Source organism: Epilithonimonas sp. (assembly GCF_036780765.1).
Classification (GTDB): Bacteria; Bacteroidota; Bacteroidia; order Flavobacteriales; family Weeksellaceae; genus Epilithonimonas.
On record NZ_DAIQCG010000009.1, the window covers coordinates 1 to 14,479 of the forward strand.

The 14,479-nt window shown below is 35.4% G+C and carries 18 protein-coding genes; 10 read left to right on the top strand and 8 right to left on the bottom strand.

The genetic code is table 11. The features are described from left to right. The 3 genes from rpsB to rplM form a co-directional block, all read right to left on the bottom strand. The coding region (rpsB, locus tag V7P73_RS12280) for a 30S ribosomal protein S2 (RefSeq protein WP_333854109.1) at positions 1-239 on the bottom strand (239 nt) is incomplete at its 3' end. A 185-nt stretch (positions 240-424) separates the two neighbouring features. Further along, the gene (rpsI, locus tag V7P73_RS12285; protein WP_074236968.1) at positions 425-811 is read right to left on the bottom strand and encodes a 30S ribosomal protein S9; all 387 of its coding nucleotides are present in this window, start codon (positions 809-811) and stop codon (positions 425-427) included. Positions 812-816: 5 nt separating this feature from the next. Further along, the gene (gene rplM, locus V7P73_RS12290; RefSeq protein ID WP_074236969.1) at positions 817-1,272 is read right to left on the bottom strand and encodes a 50S ribosomal protein L13; all 456 of its coding nucleotides are present in this window, start codon (positions 1,270-1,272) and stop codon (positions 817-819) included. A 215-nt stretch (positions 1,273-1,487) separates the two neighbouring features. Here rplM and V7P73_RS12295 point away from each other — a divergent pair, with 215 nt between their 5' ends. Beyond that, positions 1,488-2,588 (top strand): DUF3667 domain-containing protein, encoded by a 1,101-nt coding sequence (locus V7P73_RS12295; protein ID WP_333854113.1) that lies wholly within the window; start codon positions 1,488-1,490, stop codon positions 2,586-2,588. Positions 2,589-2,642: 54 nt separating this feature from the next. On the opposite strand, the gene V7P73_RS12300 is transcribed toward V7P73_RS12295, so the two are convergent. Continuing rightward, complete coding sequence (locus V7P73_RS12300) at positions 2,643-2,975, bottom strand: hypothetical protein (protein WP_333854115.1); 333 nt, start codon at positions 2,973-2,975, stop codon at positions 2,643-2,645. A gap of 132 nt (positions 2,976-3,107) precedes the next feature. Between V7P73_RS12300 and pncB the strand changes: the two genes are divergently transcribed. The 5 genes from pncB to V7P73_RS12325 all read left to right on the top strand — a co-directional run bounded on the left by pncB (position 3,108) and on the right by V7P73_RS12325 (position 6,605). Continuing rightward, positions 3,108-4,283: a nicotinate phosphoribosyltransferase gene (gene pncB, locus V7P73_RS12305; RefSeq protein ID WP_333854117.1), complete on the top strand. Its 1,176-nt coding sequence runs from the start codon at positions 3,108-3,110 to the stop codon at positions 4,281-4,283. Between the two features lie 2 nt (positions 4,284-4,285). Then, complete coding sequence (locus V7P73_RS12310; protein ID WP_333854119.1) at positions 4,286-4,741, top strand: hypothetical protein; 456 nt, start codon at positions 4,286-4,288, stop codon at positions 4,739-4,741. 304 nt (positions 4,742-5,045) lie between these two features. Beyond that, positions 5,046-5,525, top strand: a complete 480-nt coding sequence (locus tag V7P73_RS12315) for a BON domain-containing protein (RefSeq protein WP_312825481.1) — start codon at positions 5,046-5,048, stop codon at positions 5,523-5,525. Between the two features lie 6 nt (positions 5,526-5,531). Beyond that, complete coding sequence (locus V7P73_RS12320; RefSeq protein WP_312825482.1) at positions 5,532-5,948, top strand: SH3 domain-containing protein; 417 nt, start codon at positions 5,532-5,534, stop codon at positions 5,946-5,948. Between the two features lie 207 nt (positions 5,949-6,155). After that, positions 6,156-6,605, top strand: a complete 450-nt coding sequence (locus tag V7P73_RS12325; protein ID WP_333854235.1) for an outer membrane beta-barrel protein — start codon at positions 6,156-6,158, stop codon at positions 6,603-6,605. On the opposite strand, the gene V7P73_RS12330 is transcribed toward V7P73_RS12325, so the two are convergent. Together V7P73_RS12330 and V7P73_RS12335 are read right to left on the bottom strand one after the other, a co-directional pair. Further along, entirely contained in the window at positions 6,606-7,574 is a 969-nt protein-coding gene (locus V7P73_RS12330; RefSeq protein ID WP_333854123.1) for a glycosyltransferase family protein, read from the bottom strand. It lies immediately after the preceding gene. 120 nt (positions 7,575-7,694) lie between these two features. Further along, positions 7,695-8,519, bottom strand: a complete 825-nt coding sequence (locus V7P73_RS12335; protein ID WP_333854125.1) for a UDP-2,3-diacylglucosamine diphosphatase — start codon at positions 8,517-8,519, stop codon at positions 7,695-7,697. A 255-nt stretch (positions 8,520-8,774) separates the two neighbouring features. On the opposite strand from V7P73_RS12335, the gene V7P73_RS12340 reads away from it, so the two are divergent. From V7P73_RS12340 to V7P73_RS12350, 3 genes are all read left to right on the top strand, one after another. After that, positions 8,775-10,010: a dicarboxylate/amino acid:cation symporter gene (locus V7P73_RS12340; RefSeq protein WP_333854127.1), complete on the top strand. Its 1,236-nt coding sequence runs from the start codon at positions 8,775-8,777 to the stop codon at positions 10,008-10,010. Positions 10,011-10,420: 410 nt separating this feature from the next. Continuing rightward, the gene (locus V7P73_RS12345; protein ID WP_333854129.1) at positions 10,421-11,530 is read left to right on the top strand and encodes an Mrp/NBP35 family ATP-binding protein; all 1,110 of its coding nucleotides are present in this window, start codon (positions 10,421-10,423) and stop codon (positions 11,528-11,530) included. A gap of 4 nt (positions 11,531-11,534) precedes the next feature. After that, entirely contained in the window at positions 11,535-11,783 is a 249-nt protein-coding gene (locus V7P73_RS12350; protein WP_120213840.1) for a NifU family protein, read from the top strand. A gap of 57 nt (positions 11,784-11,840) precedes the next feature. Here V7P73_RS12350 and V7P73_RS12355 read toward each other — a convergent pair whose 3' ends face one another. Then, positions 11,841-12,179, bottom strand: coding sequence for a YkvA family protein (locus V7P73_RS12355; protein WP_333854131.1), 339 nt, complete (start codon positions 12,177-12,179; stop codon positions 11,841-11,843). 100 nt (positions 12,180-12,279) lie between these two features. Next, the gene (locus tag V7P73_RS12360; RefSeq protein WP_333854132.1) at positions 12,280-13,296 is read right to left on the bottom strand and encodes an NAD(P)H-dependent glycerol-3-phosphate dehydrogenase; all 1,017 of its coding nucleotides are present in this window, start codon (positions 13,294-13,296) and stop codon (positions 12,280-12,282) included. A 185-nt stretch (positions 13,297-13,481) separates the two neighbouring features. Here V7P73_RS12360 and V7P73_RS12365 point away from each other — a divergent pair, with 185 nt between their 5' ends. Then, positions 13,482-14,363 (top strand): M23 family metallopeptidase, encoded by an 882-nt coding sequence (locus tag V7P73_RS12365; RefSeq protein ID WP_333854133.1) that lies wholly within the window; start codon positions 13,482-13,484, stop codon positions 14,361-14,363. Positions 14,364-14,479 lie beyond the last annotated feature (116 nt).

Below are 14,479 nucleotides of genomic sequence, written 5' to 3' on the forward strand. Positions count from 1 at the left end.
ACTACTTCTTTCGCTTGCTTTTTAGTAGCTACGAAAAGAACTTTTTTACCTGCAGAAGTTAATTTTTCCAAAGCTGTACAAGCCTCGTCCAACTTAACAGCTGTTTTATGTAAATCTACGATGTGAATACCGTTTTTCTCCATGAAAATGTATGGAGCCATATTTGGATTCCACTTTCTAGTCATGTGACCGAAGTGTACGCCAGCCTCTAAAAGGTCTTTTACATTTGCTTTTGCCATGTTTTCTTGTTTTTTGTTAGTTTACTTTCCGCTTTTCTGCAATCAACTTTACTTTAGATGGGAGTAAAGTTTGGATGCTAAACGTAACGGGCAATATTTTGTTTAGATAATAGAGCCAAGAATCGAGAACCAAGAAGAAAACACATAGTCTTGCATCTTGTATCTGACATCCTGAATCTGAAAAATTAACGTTTTGAGAATTGGAATCTCTTTCTCGCTTTTTTCTGACCTGGTTTCTTTCTCTCTACCATTCTTGCATCTCTAGTCAACAATCCGTGTGGCTTAAGAAGTAATCTGAATTCTTCGTTAATTTCACACAATGCTCTAGAAACTCCTAGTCTAATAGCTTCTGCCTGACCAGTAATACCTCCTCCAAAAACATTAACAGTTAAGTCATACTGACCCAAAGTTTCTGTCAATAAAAATGGCTGATTCACTTTATAAACTAAAACATCCGTACAGAAATAAGTTTTAGCATCTTTACCGTTTATAGTGATGTTACCAGTTCCTGGCTTCACATAAACTCTTGCAACAGAAGTTTTTCTTCTTCCGATTTTGTGTACTGTAGACATATTAATTATTTGAATTCGTTAACATTGATTACTTTGGGCTGTTGAGCTTCGTGTTTGTGCTCTGTTCCTTCATATAAATAAAGGTTTTTGAATAAAGCCGAACCTAATCTGTTTTTAGGAAGCATCCCTTTTACAGATTTTTCTAATACTTTAAGAGCATCTTTTTTCTTAAGCTCCTCAGCAGTCATAGACTTCTGACCACCTGGATATCCAGTGTGCCAAATGTAAGTTTTGTCTGCCCACTTGTTTCCGGAAAGTGTAACTTTCCCAGCGTTCAAAACGATTACGTTGTCTCCACAATCTACGTGTGGCGTGTAATTCGTTTTGTGCTTACCTCTCAAAATCTTTGCAACGGTAGAAGCTAGTCTTCCCAACGGTTGCTCAGCAGCGTCTACAACAACCCATTCTTTATTTGCTGTAGCCTTGTTTGCCGATACTGTTTTGTAACTTAATGTATTCACAATTTATCGTTTACGATTAAACATAATTTTCCCTTACGGGTGTGCAAAGGTAGCAAAATTTTCTTGGATGAAAAACTTTCCCCAAAGAAATATTTTAATTTTCTAATTATTAAGGAGTTATTAAATTAAATATCGGTATGGATTTTAAAAATTAATTAACACCAGACTTATAATATGATGTTGCTTTTTTATATTTTTGAGAAAAATTCTATAAAATGAGCCACGGAAAACTGAGAGAAGAAAAAGACTGCCTAAACTGCGGACATATTGTTGAGGAACATTATTGCCCACATTGCGGACAACAAAATATTGAAAGAAGGCAACCTTTTCATTATCTTTTCACTCATTTTGTAGAAGATTTTACCCATTACGATGGACAATTCTGGGGTACTTTGAAAAATCTATTCTTCAAACCGGGCAAATTAACCAATACCTACCTGGAAGGCAAAAGACAAAAATTCGTACCGCCAGTTAAGCTTTATATTTTCGTCAGCTTCATTACATTTTTTCTGTTTGCAGTCTTTCCGCCTTATGAAATGAGCTCAAAACATGACAAAAGCAGATTAGAGCAAATCCAAAAAGCACAACAGAAAGCAGTTCCTATATTAGAGAAAGAACTGGAAGTCATAAAAACTAAAAACGAACACACCAAAAAGGACAGCCTCAAAATCGAGAAAATCAACAAAGAAATTAAGGAAATTGTAAGTGACAAAAAACTTACAGACAAGTTAAATTTGGACACCCGTTTAGATAAGAGTTTAAACTTCAATGGATATTCAACAAGAAAATCTTTTGATTCTGCCAAAGCTAAAAATCCATCATCTTGGGATTTTATAAATGTTCCCTTTGCGCATAAACTTTTTGAATTAAAAGAGAATGGCGTTACAAAACGGGAAATATTAAAGAAACTGGGAGAAGTTTCCTTTCACAACCTTCCCAAAGCCTTGTTCATTTATCTTCCGGTTTTTGCATTTTTTCTTTGGATTTTCCATAACCAGAGAAAGTGGTGGTATTTTGACCATGGCATTTTCACACTGCATTATTTCAGTTTTCTGTTATTAACCATTCTGATATTCTCGATGCTATATAAATTGACTACTGTTTTAAATAATACTGTCAACATCTTTATTTATCTGTTGATGAATGTTCTGCTCTTCTACAGTATGATTTACTTTTTCATAGCCCATTATAAAGTTTATCGAACACACGGCGTTATCAGTTTTATCATTGGAAGTATTTTGTTTATGTTTAATTTCTTTGCCTTTATGTTTTTGGTTGCGGGCTTAGGCGTAGTAAGCTTCCTGATGATTCATTAAAAATAAAAAGCCGGACTTCTTTCGAAATCCGGCTTTTATATTATATCTCTAAAATCAATACCTCAACGATTTACTTTCTCGGAAACTAGCAATCATATAATAAGCTACGAAAACAGTGGAGAACTTGATGATGGATGGCAAAGCAGTTTCGAAATTAAAAAAGATTAAACCCACAGCAACCAAAACAATAATACCAATAAAGGAAATCCCCATTTTCTTAGGTAACGGCCATTCCGGATGGTCAACAAAATAAGCTAAACCCCAACCAATACCAAAAGCGGAAGCCACATAAAGTTCTACCCAGAAATCTGCAGATTCTCCTGTAAAACGTCTCAAGAAAAAACTAATCAAGGTTCCAACTACGAAATACATCAGCGCTTTTATCATTTCAAAAAATTTTGACAAAAGTAAGAAATGTAAATTTCACAATGTAAAAAGTAGATGGTATTAATGATTAAAATCAATGATTATAAAATTCTCCTCAACAAAATTCCTTAGATTTGTGTAAATGATATTTTTATGCGCGAGGTAAGGCTCAATTCTATTTTGGACAACGATTTCTATAAAATCACAATGCAAAATGCAGTCGTGAAATTATTCACGAACGAGATTGTAAAATACGAATTCATCAACCGTGGGAAACATCAATTTCCGGAAGGTTTTGCAGAAGAACTCAGAAAGTCTGTCAACGCAATGGCAGAATTGAAATTGACTAAAGACGAAAAAAAATATCTGAAAGTTACTTGTCCTTATCTGGCTCTACCCTATCTCGATTTTTTGGAAGGTTTTCATTACGACCCTTCTGAAGTGAAGATTGAACAAAACGGAAATGAACTAAAAGTTTCGGTTGAAGGTCTTTGGTATAGAACTATTCTTTGGGAAGTTCCACTTCTTGCTCTCATTAGCGAACTTCATTACGAGATGAATCATATGGAGCGACAAACCAACGAAGAAGTCATTAATAAGACTGTAGAAAAAGCCATCCATTTGACAGAACTAGGTGTTCCGTTTGCAGAATTTGGAACGCGAAGAAGACACTCTTACAAAGTTCACAGATTGGTGATGGATGCTTTGATTCAGGATAAAAAATCGACTTTTACTGGAACTTCGAATGTTCATCTCGCAATGCTTTACAATGTAAAACCAATCGGGACGCACGCTCACGAATGGTTTATGTTTCACGCCGCGGAATTTGGTTTCAAAATGGCGAATTCTATCGCATTGGAAAATTGGGTAAATGTTTACCGAGGTGATTTGGGAGTGGCACTTTCTGACACTTATACCACGGAAGTTTTCTTTCAGCAATTTGATAAAAAGTTTGCAAAGTTGTTTGATGGGGTACGTCACGACAGCGGCGACCCATTGGAGTTTGCAGACAAAACCATTTCGCATTATCAAAAACACGGTATCAATCCGTTATTCAAATACATTATTTTCTCAGACGGCTTGAATCTTGAAAAAGTGGAAGAAATCACCAATTATTGCAGAGGAAGAATCGGAATTTCTTTCGGAATTGGAACTAATTTAACAAATGATGTAGGCCTTAAACCAATGAATATCGTAATGAAACTCATCAGTGTAAAAGGCATTAATAATGAATGGATTCCGACCGTTAAATTGTCTGACGAAAAAGGGAAATACACCGGCGATCCAAAAATGATTGAGTTGGCGAAGGAGTTTTTGAGGATAAAATAGTTATGAATAAAGAGAAATCTAAATTATTTAGAAAAGTTAATACTACCACTTTTAATGTTCATCACAATTTTGGTGGAGATTTTAAAGATGCAAGACATAAAAAAGAAACCTTAGAATTAATTAAAGGAAAAATGTCTGGTAAAAAAGAACGCGGTTTAGATTATACCCCACTTTATAGATTTCTATTATCAAAAGTTGGTTCTGATTGGGACAAAGTTTTTAGTGAAGCAAAATCAAGATTAGATAAAAGTGAGCCGATATTTTGGCAAGTTGCGTTAACCGAACAAGACAAAAAAGATTTTATTCGAGTTGGTGAATCTTCTTATTTTTCTGGCTTATATGTTGATAATATTGGTATTCTACAATTAACAAATCCAAAACTTCAAGCAAAAGATATGAAACCATACTGTGATTGTTGCACTCACACCTTTAATGGAAAATTATTTGGAACTGAATAAATAATCTTTTCTAAAATAACTTATCATTATCTAATTATTACATCAATATTCTTATTGATTTTTCAAAAACCGACATATTTTTAACATTCTCCGCATTTATTTTTATTCGGGAAAGTGAGAATACAGCTTTCTATATATATAAATCTCTGTTAATTTTATTTAAATTCTCATTGTCGCATCAAAAAAGTTTTTAATTTTACTTAAATCGAAAGGTTAAAATTTAAACACAGCCAAAGTCGATACATTTTGTTTTGGCACAAGATTTAATAATAATTAAAACACAATTAAAAATAATTTTTACACTATGAGAAAAACAATCAAAATTGCTGCTCTTGCCTTGATGGTTTCAATGACAGCTGTTTCTTGTAAGAAAAAAGTTTCTGATGCGGAACTGACTTCACAAGCAACTACAGTAATCACAGCTTATCCTGGAACTACTGTGGAAGTGAAAGAAGGACAAGCTCACCTAAGTGGAGTTTTCGCAACCGAAGCTGACAAACAAGCAGCAATCGAAGCGCTTAAAAAAGTACAAGGCGTGAAAGACGTTCACGATATGGCAACTGTTGCTCCTGTGGCAGCGCCTGTCGAAGTAAACACTGTGGACGCGGCCGTTTTACAAAAAGTAAATGATGCTCTTAAAGATATCCCAGGCGTAAAAGCTGAAGATGTTGCAGGCACATTGACATTGACTGGTTCTACAACTTCTGCGAATGCAAGAAAAGTAAAAGAGTCTGTAGATGCGCTTAAGATTGGTAAATACGATAACAAAATCACTGTAAAATAATCGCAAATGAGTTTACAAGACAAATATGCAAGTGTAGTTTCTGCAGCTCAGTCAGCAGGACTTTCTGACCTTTCTGTTCAGGAGCAAGACGGTGTTCTTTATATCACTGGAAAAGCAACAAATAGCGCTTCTAAAGATTCTGTTTGGAATGCTTTAGGTGCAATTGACCCTTCTTATACGGCAACTGATATCAATATTGATGTTCAGGTTTCCGGATTGGCAGCTGGTGCTTCTTTAACTGTTGCAACAGACGAATCTAACCTTAACATTAGACAAGAGCCTTCAACTGAAGCTTCGATTGTTGGAAAAGCGGCTAAAGGTGAAGTTGTAACTTTGGTTGAGCAATCTTCTGACGACTGGTGGAAAATCAAAACTGCTGACGGAGAAGAAGGTTATGCTTACGCAAGATATTTGAAAGCGTAATTTCAAAACTTAACAAAATTTTGAAACCTCTGATTTTTCAGGGGTTTTTACATTAGCGGAAACAAAACGCTGAGTTGGGATAGCCGTTTTACAAAAACGTGCAAATGGAAAAAAAATGAATTCCGGATTTCGCCATCATTTCTGACAAGTTACACACAGAGAAAAAGTTTTGTAGATGGTGCCCAATATACCAACACCGTTTACAATATTACACCTAAGATGACTGCCAAACTCAATCTAAGAGATATTCTGGACCTGACAGGCTCTGCCAATCTCAATTATAATTTCTCCAATTACACCAATTATCGGGTTGATAAAACGTATGCAGCTCAACAGAATTACACTATCGGAATGGTGAATTACTTTTTGAAATCCAATCTCTTTTTCAGTAATGATATTAATGTGACCAAAAACAATAACATTTCTGCAGGCTTCAACAGAACTTCCTATTTTTGGAACGCCAGTGTGAATTACAAATTCTACAAAAAACAGATGACGCTGCGATTCAACATCAACGATGTTCTGAATCAACGTCAAAATGCCATCAGAAATATCGGTGACAATTACATCGAGGACAGAGAAGAACTCGTTTTGAAGCGTTACTTCATGCTATCGTTAATAATGAATCTGAATAAATTTGGAGAGAATAAAAGCTAATTAATACAAAACCTCTTTAGTAATGATACTTTCGATATTATCTGGATAATCCACCTTTATCATTTGGTCAGAATTAATCCATTCACGGATTTTGATTGGGTCTAATTTATCCGAATTCGCAACACCTAATCTGTCCAGCGCAAACGCATTACACTCCTGCTCATATTGATTTTCTATTGGGATAACGAATAACTTCTTTTGCATAAACAACGCTTCAGCAGGCGTTTCGAAACCTGCATTACAAAGGATGCCTTCACAAGTTTCAAACAACTCCAAGTATTTTGTTTCATCAATTGGAAAAACCTCAACATTGTTGAATTTCTGATGTTGTTTAGCATATTTGGAAAAAACCTTCCACTGAACATCAATTCTTGTCAGGAAATTTGTGATGACTTCATCAGAAAAGCTTGGTAGATAAACTAAATAATGACCTTTATTTTCAGGATTCAGTTTTCTGATTTTTTGTCTGATGACTGGCTTTTTGATATGAGAGTTATAATTCTCAAAATGGAATCCAATTTTCTTCTCACAAGGCACATAATGTTTCAGAATAAAATCTCCGAACCAATCTTTTTTCTCTGGTTTCGGTGTTTCCTTGAAAGTTAAAGAAGCCTGATGGCTCAACTCTATAATTGGAAGATTTCTCAATTTCGCCACCCAACCTGTCAACGGTTCAAAATCATTGATAATCAAATCATACGCAGATAAATCCAAATCCTTGATTACCTTTGCGGCTCTGCAGAAGTTATTCTCAAGAAAAGTTTTTCTGTAGGACAATCCACCCGTTTTGTTATAAAGCAAAGACACACCCTTGAAGCGAAAATCGATATCAAAATCAGACTTCAACTGTGTTTGATGTCCACTGATTAACGTATCTACCAATGCGTGTTTCTTCAAAATCGGGATGATTTCCTGAGCTCTGGCAAGGTGTCCGTTTCCTGTTCCTTGGAAGGCGTATAATATTTTCATAGAATTTTGATATTTAAAAATTTGTGTTTTAATTTTAATACTGAACATTGCGAGAGCCACAATATGACCTCTTGAAATGTTAATTTTTTCATCGATTTCAGTCTGATGTTCTAGAATACTCTATACAATCTGAGTCACGATTTTCATCAGTTCCACACTGTCAATCTCCTTCATTTCTTCTGGTTCTTCATCGATTAAATTATGTTTCTCATCCTCATAAACAAAAAGTTTCCAGTCGCCTTCGTTATATTCAAGAGCAGAAAGATTTTCTACCCAATCTCCGGAATTCAGATACGTACATCTTCCCTTTTTCCCAACTACTTCTCGGATTTGAGGTTGATGAATATGTCCGCAAATCACATAATCAAAGTCATTTTCAATCGCCAACTCAGAAGCTGTCAGTTCAAAATCGCCGATATATTTCACAGCTTTTTTGACATTATTCTTAATCTTTTTGGAGAAAGAATATTTCTCTCTACCAATTTTCTCAAGAAACCAATTCACCAAATTATTAATCGCAATCAGCAAATCGTAACCTTTCCCACCCAATTTTGCAATCCATTTAGAGTGCTGAACTGATGCATCAAAAACATCACCATGAAAAATCCAGGCTTTTTTATCACCCAATTTCAGAACATGTTTATTACAAAGCTTCAGTTTTCCTAATTCGAAATCTGTGAAATTCCTGAACGCTTCATCGTGATTTCCAGTGATGTAAAAAACCTCAGATTCTTTAGTCGCGAATGATATTAACTTTTTGATAACCTTCAAATGAGACTTTGGAAAATAAGATTTCTTGAACTGCCAGATGTCAATTATATCGCCATTCAAAATCAAAGTTTTGGGACGGATAGAATGTAGATATCTCAACAGCTCTTTCGCCTTGCAACCGTAAGTTCCAAGATGCACATCAGAAATAATGACGATATCTACATCTCTTTTCATATTGATTTTTGTAGCGATTTCATTCACAATCAGATTTATACAAAGAACGAATTCTAATTTGAACTGTGCGTGAATGCTATTTTATTTTTATTGATGAGAATCGGCTGTTTTTGCTTAATTGTCTTAATATTAATTTAAAATATTAGTGGTTATTCTCTCAAAAATATTAGTTTTGTTCAATTACAATTGATATAACCAGTCAAGAATTTGCTTTACCGAAGTTCTGTATGAGTGATAAACAAATAAAAGTTAGATATGAAAGGTCAGAATAAACTGTTTTTCGCGATTATTTTCGCATTGATTTTGGGTGTTGTTTTAGGAGGCATTATCCACACAACTTATCCTGATTCTAAGGAAGAATTCGCAAAGAACATTAAGTTACTGGGAACAGTTTTTATCCGATTGATTCAGATGATTATTGCGCCTTTGGTTTTTTCTACTTTAGTGGTTGGGATTGCAAAAATGGGCGACATCAAAATGGTAGGTCGTGTGGGGACAAAAGCGATGCTTTGGTTCATATCTGCTTCTTTGGTTTCTTTGTTAATCGGCTTGGTTTTGGTGAATTGGCTGGAGCCTGGTCACGTTACCAAATTGCCAATCCAGGACGCAGCTTCCGCTTCCGAAATTGTAAGCAACAGTAAAGGTTTTACAATGGAAGATTTCGTAAAACACATCATTCCAAAAAGTTTATTCGAAGCATTTGCGACCAATGAAGTACTCCAAATCGTGATATTCTCTGTAATGTTCGGGATTGCTTTGTCCGCAATGGGCGAAGAATATACAAAACCTGTCATCAAAGGATTGGATATTATTGCTCACGCTATTTTGAAAATGGTGGGTTACATTATGTGGGTAGCACCTTTGGGTGTTTTCGGAGCGATATCTGCGGTGGTTGCCACCAATGGATTTACAATTTTCAAAGTTTATGCGATTTATCTTCGCGATTTCTTTTTTGCGCTTGGGGTTCTGTGGGTTGTACTTTTGTTAGTGGGTTATATGATTCTCGGCAATCGTCTTTTCGAGTTATTGAGAAGAATCAAAGAACCATTGTTAATTGCATTTTCCACTACAAGTTCCGAAGCAGTTTTCCCTAAGTTGGTAGAAGAATTGGAAAGATTCGGATGTAATAATAGAATTGTTTCTTTCATTTTGCCATTGGGGTATTCTTTCAATTTGGACGGAAGTATGATGTATATGACTTTTGCCTCGATTTTCATTGCACAGATTTATGGAATTGATATGCCTTTGGGACAACAAATCATAATGCTTTTGGTTCTGATGTTGACGAGCAAAGGAATCGCTGGTGTACCAAGAGCAAGTTTAGTAATCATAGTAGCAGCTTGCGGAATGTTCGATATTCCAGTTGAAGGGATTGCTTTGATATTACCAATTGACCATTTCTGTGATATGGGAAGAAGTATGACGAATGTTCTTGGGAACGCGTTGGCGACTTCTGCTGTGAGTAAATGGGAAGGGCAGTTGGAGAGCTAGATATTTATTGTACAATTAAAAAACACGATTTTGTTATTCTGGAGGAATCTAAACTTTTGAGATTCTTTCAGAATGACAAAATTATATTTCGTTGCCAAAACTGGATCCAAAGACAAAACCCCTTAGCCCTGATGGGAACGGCATCCTTTTTTGTCATTGCGGGGAAAGTTACTAAAGATTGCTTCACGTCGTTCGCAATGACAAAAAAGATATAGTGGACAGCAGGTTCCCGGCTCCTAAAATGAGTTGGATAGTTTTTAACTTAACCTTAAATCTTTATTTCTCTCAAACACTCCTACTCAACTTAACCTGCCAAAAATCATCAGCATAGACAAAATCATAAATTCAATTAATTCTAAATTAATTTTAAAATCCGTAATTTTGTAGCCACTTAAAGAATAATAAATTTTATGCTGACGAAATCAAAAGTTCAGGATTTTCTGAAAGAGATAGAAGTGGAGGACCTGGTAAGTAATTTCCAAGTGATGGGCGATGATGTATATATCGATATGACTGCTCACTCGCCTGCTATGCACGAGAAAAAGAAGTTGGAAGTTGCTATGAAGCAAGCTTTTGCTTCAGAATTCGGGGAACATATCAATTTGAAATTAAAAATCACTTCTCCTGAATTGCCTGCAACACCTGCAACCAACGAAATCAAAGGAAAACAAATTCCGGGAATTCAGAATATCATTGCAATCGCTTCCGGAAAAGGTGGTGTTGGAAAATCTACTGTTTCTGCAAATCTTGCGGTGACGTTGGCAAAAATGGGTTTCAGAGTCGGATTATTGGATGCAGATATCTACGGTCCGTCTGTTCCTACAATGCTTGATACAGAAGGCCAAAAACCAATTTCTGTAGAAGTGAACGGCAGAAATCTGATGAAACCAATCGAGAATTACGGTGTAAAAATGTTATCAATCGGATATTTTTCCGGTGCTAACCAAGCAGTAGTTTGGAGAGGCCCAATGGCTTCCAAAGCATTGAATCAGATGATTCGTGATGCAGATTGGGGCGAATTGGATTTCCTTTTGATTGACCTTCCTCCGGGAACTGGTGATATTCATTTGTCAATTATTCAGGAAGTTCCGGTAACAGGAGCTGTGATTGTGAGTACGCCTCAACACGTTGCTTTGGCCGATGTGAGAAAGGGAATCGCAATGTTCAATATGGAAAGCATCAACATTCCTGTTTTGGGATTGATAGAAAATATGGCTTATTTTACGCCAGAGGAATTACCTGAGAATAAATATTATATCTTTGGAAAACAAGGCGCTCAGTTTATGGCAGAAGATTTGGGGATTCCGGTTTTGGGAGAAATTCCTTTGATTCAAAGCATCAGAGAAGCAGGAGATGTAGGAAGACCGGCAGCTTTGCAGGAAAATTCTAAAATATCGGACATCTATACCAAAACTGCTCAGAATATGGTTGAGAGTCTTGTGGAAAGAAACAAAAATCTGCCTGCTACAGAAGCTGTGAAAATCACAACAATGGCAGGTTGCTCGCCTAAGAAAAAATAATAAAATGAATAATATTAATCAAATTCAAGAAGAACTTGTAACCAAAGTGATGGACGCTTTGGACAGCATCCGTCCGTTTTTGCAAAAAGATGGAGGCGATATTGAGTTAGTAGATGTGCAGGAAGACAAAGTCTATGTGAAACTGCTAGGAAACTGCTCTAGCTGTGGCATCAGCAGTTCTACGATGAAACTAGGTGTGGAAAACACCATTAAGCAATTTGCGCCGGAGATACAAGAAGTTATCAGCGTTTAAAAAAATAAAAATCCCGACTCAGTTTTGAATTGGGATTTTTTAATTCTAAGTATTTTATTACTCAACAATTTCTGCGTCGATGATTTTTGTATTAGGATTATTCTTTTGACTTTCCCAAAGTAAAAATTTATCAACTTCTTTCATCAATAACGGAATTGCTAAAGCTAAGATTGCCAAATCATCCAAAGCACCAATTACAGGAACAAAATCCGGAATAAAGTCTATTGGTGAAATCACATAAAGTAACGCTAAAGCTGGCAAAAGAATATCTGTAAATTTCATTTTGTATTCTCCTTTGTAATACAATTTTATCATCCTGAAAACAGACGGAATCTTTTGCAAAAATCCTTTGTGTTTGATAGCTTCTTGAGCCAATTTAAATTTTGAATATTTCATTTTTATTTTTGTGTTTGTTTTATTTTAACGAATCTAATTTCGCAAATTCTATTCCAATCAAACTATAGAAAATGGTAATTTTTTGTTAATTAACAATTAGTTACGTTAATTTATCTGTCAGTTTCGCGAATTGTTTTTCAGCATTTTTCCCTTCATAAAGAATGTCGTAAACCGCATTGATAATTGGCAACTTTAGTTTTTTCTCTTCACAAATCGCGTAGATTCCTTTTGTTGCATAATAACCTTCTGCCACCATACTCATCGACTGAATCGCAGACTTTACTGTATAACCTTTCCCAATCAAATTTCCCAAATTTCTATTTCTTGAGAATAATGAATAAGCCGTTACAATTAAATCTCCGAGATAAGCACTGTCATTCACGTCTCTTGGCTCTGGATAAATTGCTTCTAGGAAAGTTTCCATTTCACGAATCGCATTGGAAACATAAACCGCAATGAAGTTATCTCCATAACCTAAACCGCTCGCAATCCCAGCACCTATCGCATATATATTTTTTAAAATGGCAGAATACTCGTTCCCAAGAATATCGCAACTTGTATTGACTTTGATATAACAGGAAGACAAAATCTCTTGTAAAACTTCAGAATCTTCTTTCTGCGCTACAGCAACTGTAAGATAAGACAAACGTTCCATCGCTACCTCTTCTGCGTGACAAGGACCGGCAATAACAGCTTGATTTTTGAATCCAATTTTGAAATTATCCTTCAAATAATGAGCAACAATATCATTATGTTTTGGAACAATCCCTTTGATAGCAGAACAGAATAATTTATCCTGATAATCGCAAGTCAGTTTCTCCATAGATTCTGCCAAATAAATGGAAGGAACTGCCAAAATAATCACATCAGAATTAGAAACCAACTCGTTGATATCTGTCGTAATCTGCAGTTTTTTCAGGTTGAAAGAAACCGTTGTCAAATAAGTTGGATTGTGTCCGCGCTGTTCTATTGCGCCTTTCACAAACTCGTTACGAACGCACCAGTTGACGGTTTTACAATTCTCAAGAAGCATTTTCACGATTGCTGTCGCAAAACTTCCACTTCCTAAAACGCCAACTCGCACATTTTTAGATGATTTAGTTAATTTCTTAGTCATTCTTTGTCTTCTTTTTCATTGCTACAAATCTAAGGTTATTTATGAATCTACATAAATCTAATCCTCCTTTAACAATTATTTAAGAGTAATTAACTTTTATTAATGACAAATCTATCGTTAACGTTGATTAACATTAGAAAAAATAAAAATTTCTTACTTTTGCAATCCATTTTAAAAATCAATTAATGGTCCAATTTCTAAAATCGAAAAAGAAAACAAACATTGTCCTTATAATCTTGTTGCTGATTTGTTTCATAGAAGGCCTAGTTATCGGAAAATTTTACAATGATAAAGATGACAAAGTCTATGAGGTCAATATTGTAAAAATCAATAATGAGAAAGACAGCGTCGACCATCTTCAACTAAAAACCGACCTTGCAATGGTTGACCAAAGTATCCGAAGCATCGACGGATTTCTTAAATCTAAAAATGTTTCTGACCTTAGAATAGAGAAATTAGCAAAAGATAGTCTGGAGAATGAAGTTTATCTGGCTAAAGTCAGTAACCGATACAGCCAATATCTGGTTGACCTTGAACAGAGATTACAACAAGTTCCGTTGGGAGTTCCTGCAGATGGTTATATCTCTTCTAATTTTGGAATTAGAAAAAATCCTATTCCGCCAAAGTCTACCGAAGTCGCCAATAATTCTAATATTGCTGAAGAAAAAGACAGTCTGGGAAATATTGTAAAAAGACAAGCCATTGTAAAAGAAGATAAAAATGCATCTAGCAATGCACCGGCAGAAAAAGACCAAATGCAGTTTCACAAAGGATTAGATGTCGCTGTGGCTTACGGAAGTCCTGTAAAAGCGGCTGCGGCTGGAAAAGTGATTTTCTCAGGCTTACGAGGCGGTTACGGAAATTGTGTAATGATAGAACACGGCAACGGTTTGGTGACTTTGTATGGACATCTTTCCGAACTTTTGGTCGAGACCAATGATAGAGTGAAAGTGAACCAAATCATTGCAAAATCTGGCAATACAGGCCGTTCCACAGGACCTCATCTTCATTATGAAGTTCATAAAAATAATCAACCTATCAATCCAAGATTGTTTTTGAATTTTTAATTTAGAGAGTCAGACTGACATTATAAATTGAAGTAAAGTTATTTCAATTAAATTTTACGCAAAGATTTTATTAAGATCAAAGTTTCCAAAGATTCAATTAATGTAATTTTATGAAG

Bases quoted from the DNA above. Each gene is read 5' to 3' on its own strand.
- V7P73_RS12360 (WP_333854132.1), bottom strand. From the start codon at position 13,296: ATGACTAAGAAATTAACTAAATCATCTAAAAATGTGCGAGTTGGCGTT.
- V7P73_RS12320 (WP_312825482.1), top strand. From the start codon at position 5,532: ATGAGTTTACAAGACAAATATGCAAGTGTAGTTTCTGCAGCTCAGTCA.
- V7P73_RS12310 (WP_333854119.1), top strand. From the start codon at position 4,286: ATGAATAAAGAGAAATCTAAATTATTTAGAAAAGTTAATACTACCACT.
- V7P73_RS12340 (WP_333854127.1), top strand. From the start codon at position 8,775: ATGAAAGGTCAGAATAAACTGTTTTTCGCGATTATTTTCGCATTGATT.
- V7P73_RS12300 (WP_333854115.1), bottom strand. From the start codon at position 2,975: ATGATAAAAGCGCTGATGTATTTCGTAGTTGGAACCTTGATTAGTTTT.
- V7P73_RS12345 (WP_333854129.1), top strand. From the start codon at position 10,421: ATGCTGACGAAATCAAAAGTTCAGGATTTTCTGAAAGAGATAGAAGTG.
- V7P73_RS12365 (WP_333854133.1), top strand. From the start codon at position 13,482: ATGGTCCAATTTCTAAAATCGAAAAAGAAAACAAACATTGTCCTTATA.
- V7P73_RS12295 (WP_333854113.1), top strand. From the start codon at position 1,488: ATGAGCCACGGAAAACTGAGAGAAGAAAAAGACTGCCTAAACTGCGGA.
- V7P73_RS12330 (WP_333854123.1), bottom strand. From the start codon at position 7,574: ATGAAAATATTATACGCCTTCCAAGGAACAGGAAACGGACACCTTGCC.
- V7P73_RS12355 (WP_333854131.1), bottom strand. From the start codon at position 12,179: ATGAAATATTCAAAATTTAAATTGGCTCAAGAAGCTATCAAACACAAA.
- V7P73_RS12335 (WP_333854125.1), bottom strand. From the start codon at position 8,519: ATGAAAAGAGATGTAGATATCGTCATTATTTCTGATGTGCATCTTGGA.
- V7P73_RS12315 (WP_312825481.1), top strand. From the start codon at position 5,046: ATGAGAAAAACAATCAAAATTGCTGCTCTTGCCTTGATGGTTTCAATG.
- pncB (WP_333854117.1), top strand. From the start codon at position 3,108: ATGCGCGAGGTAAGGCTCAATTCTATTTTGGACAACGATTTCTATAAA.
- rpsI (WP_074236968.1), bottom strand. From the start codon at position 811: ATGTCTACAGTACACAAAATCGGAAGAAGAAAAACTTCTGTTGCAAGA.
- V7P73_RS12350 (WP_120213840.1), top strand. From the start codon at position 11,535: ATGAATAATATTAATCAAATTCAAGAAGAACTTGTAACCAAAGTGATG.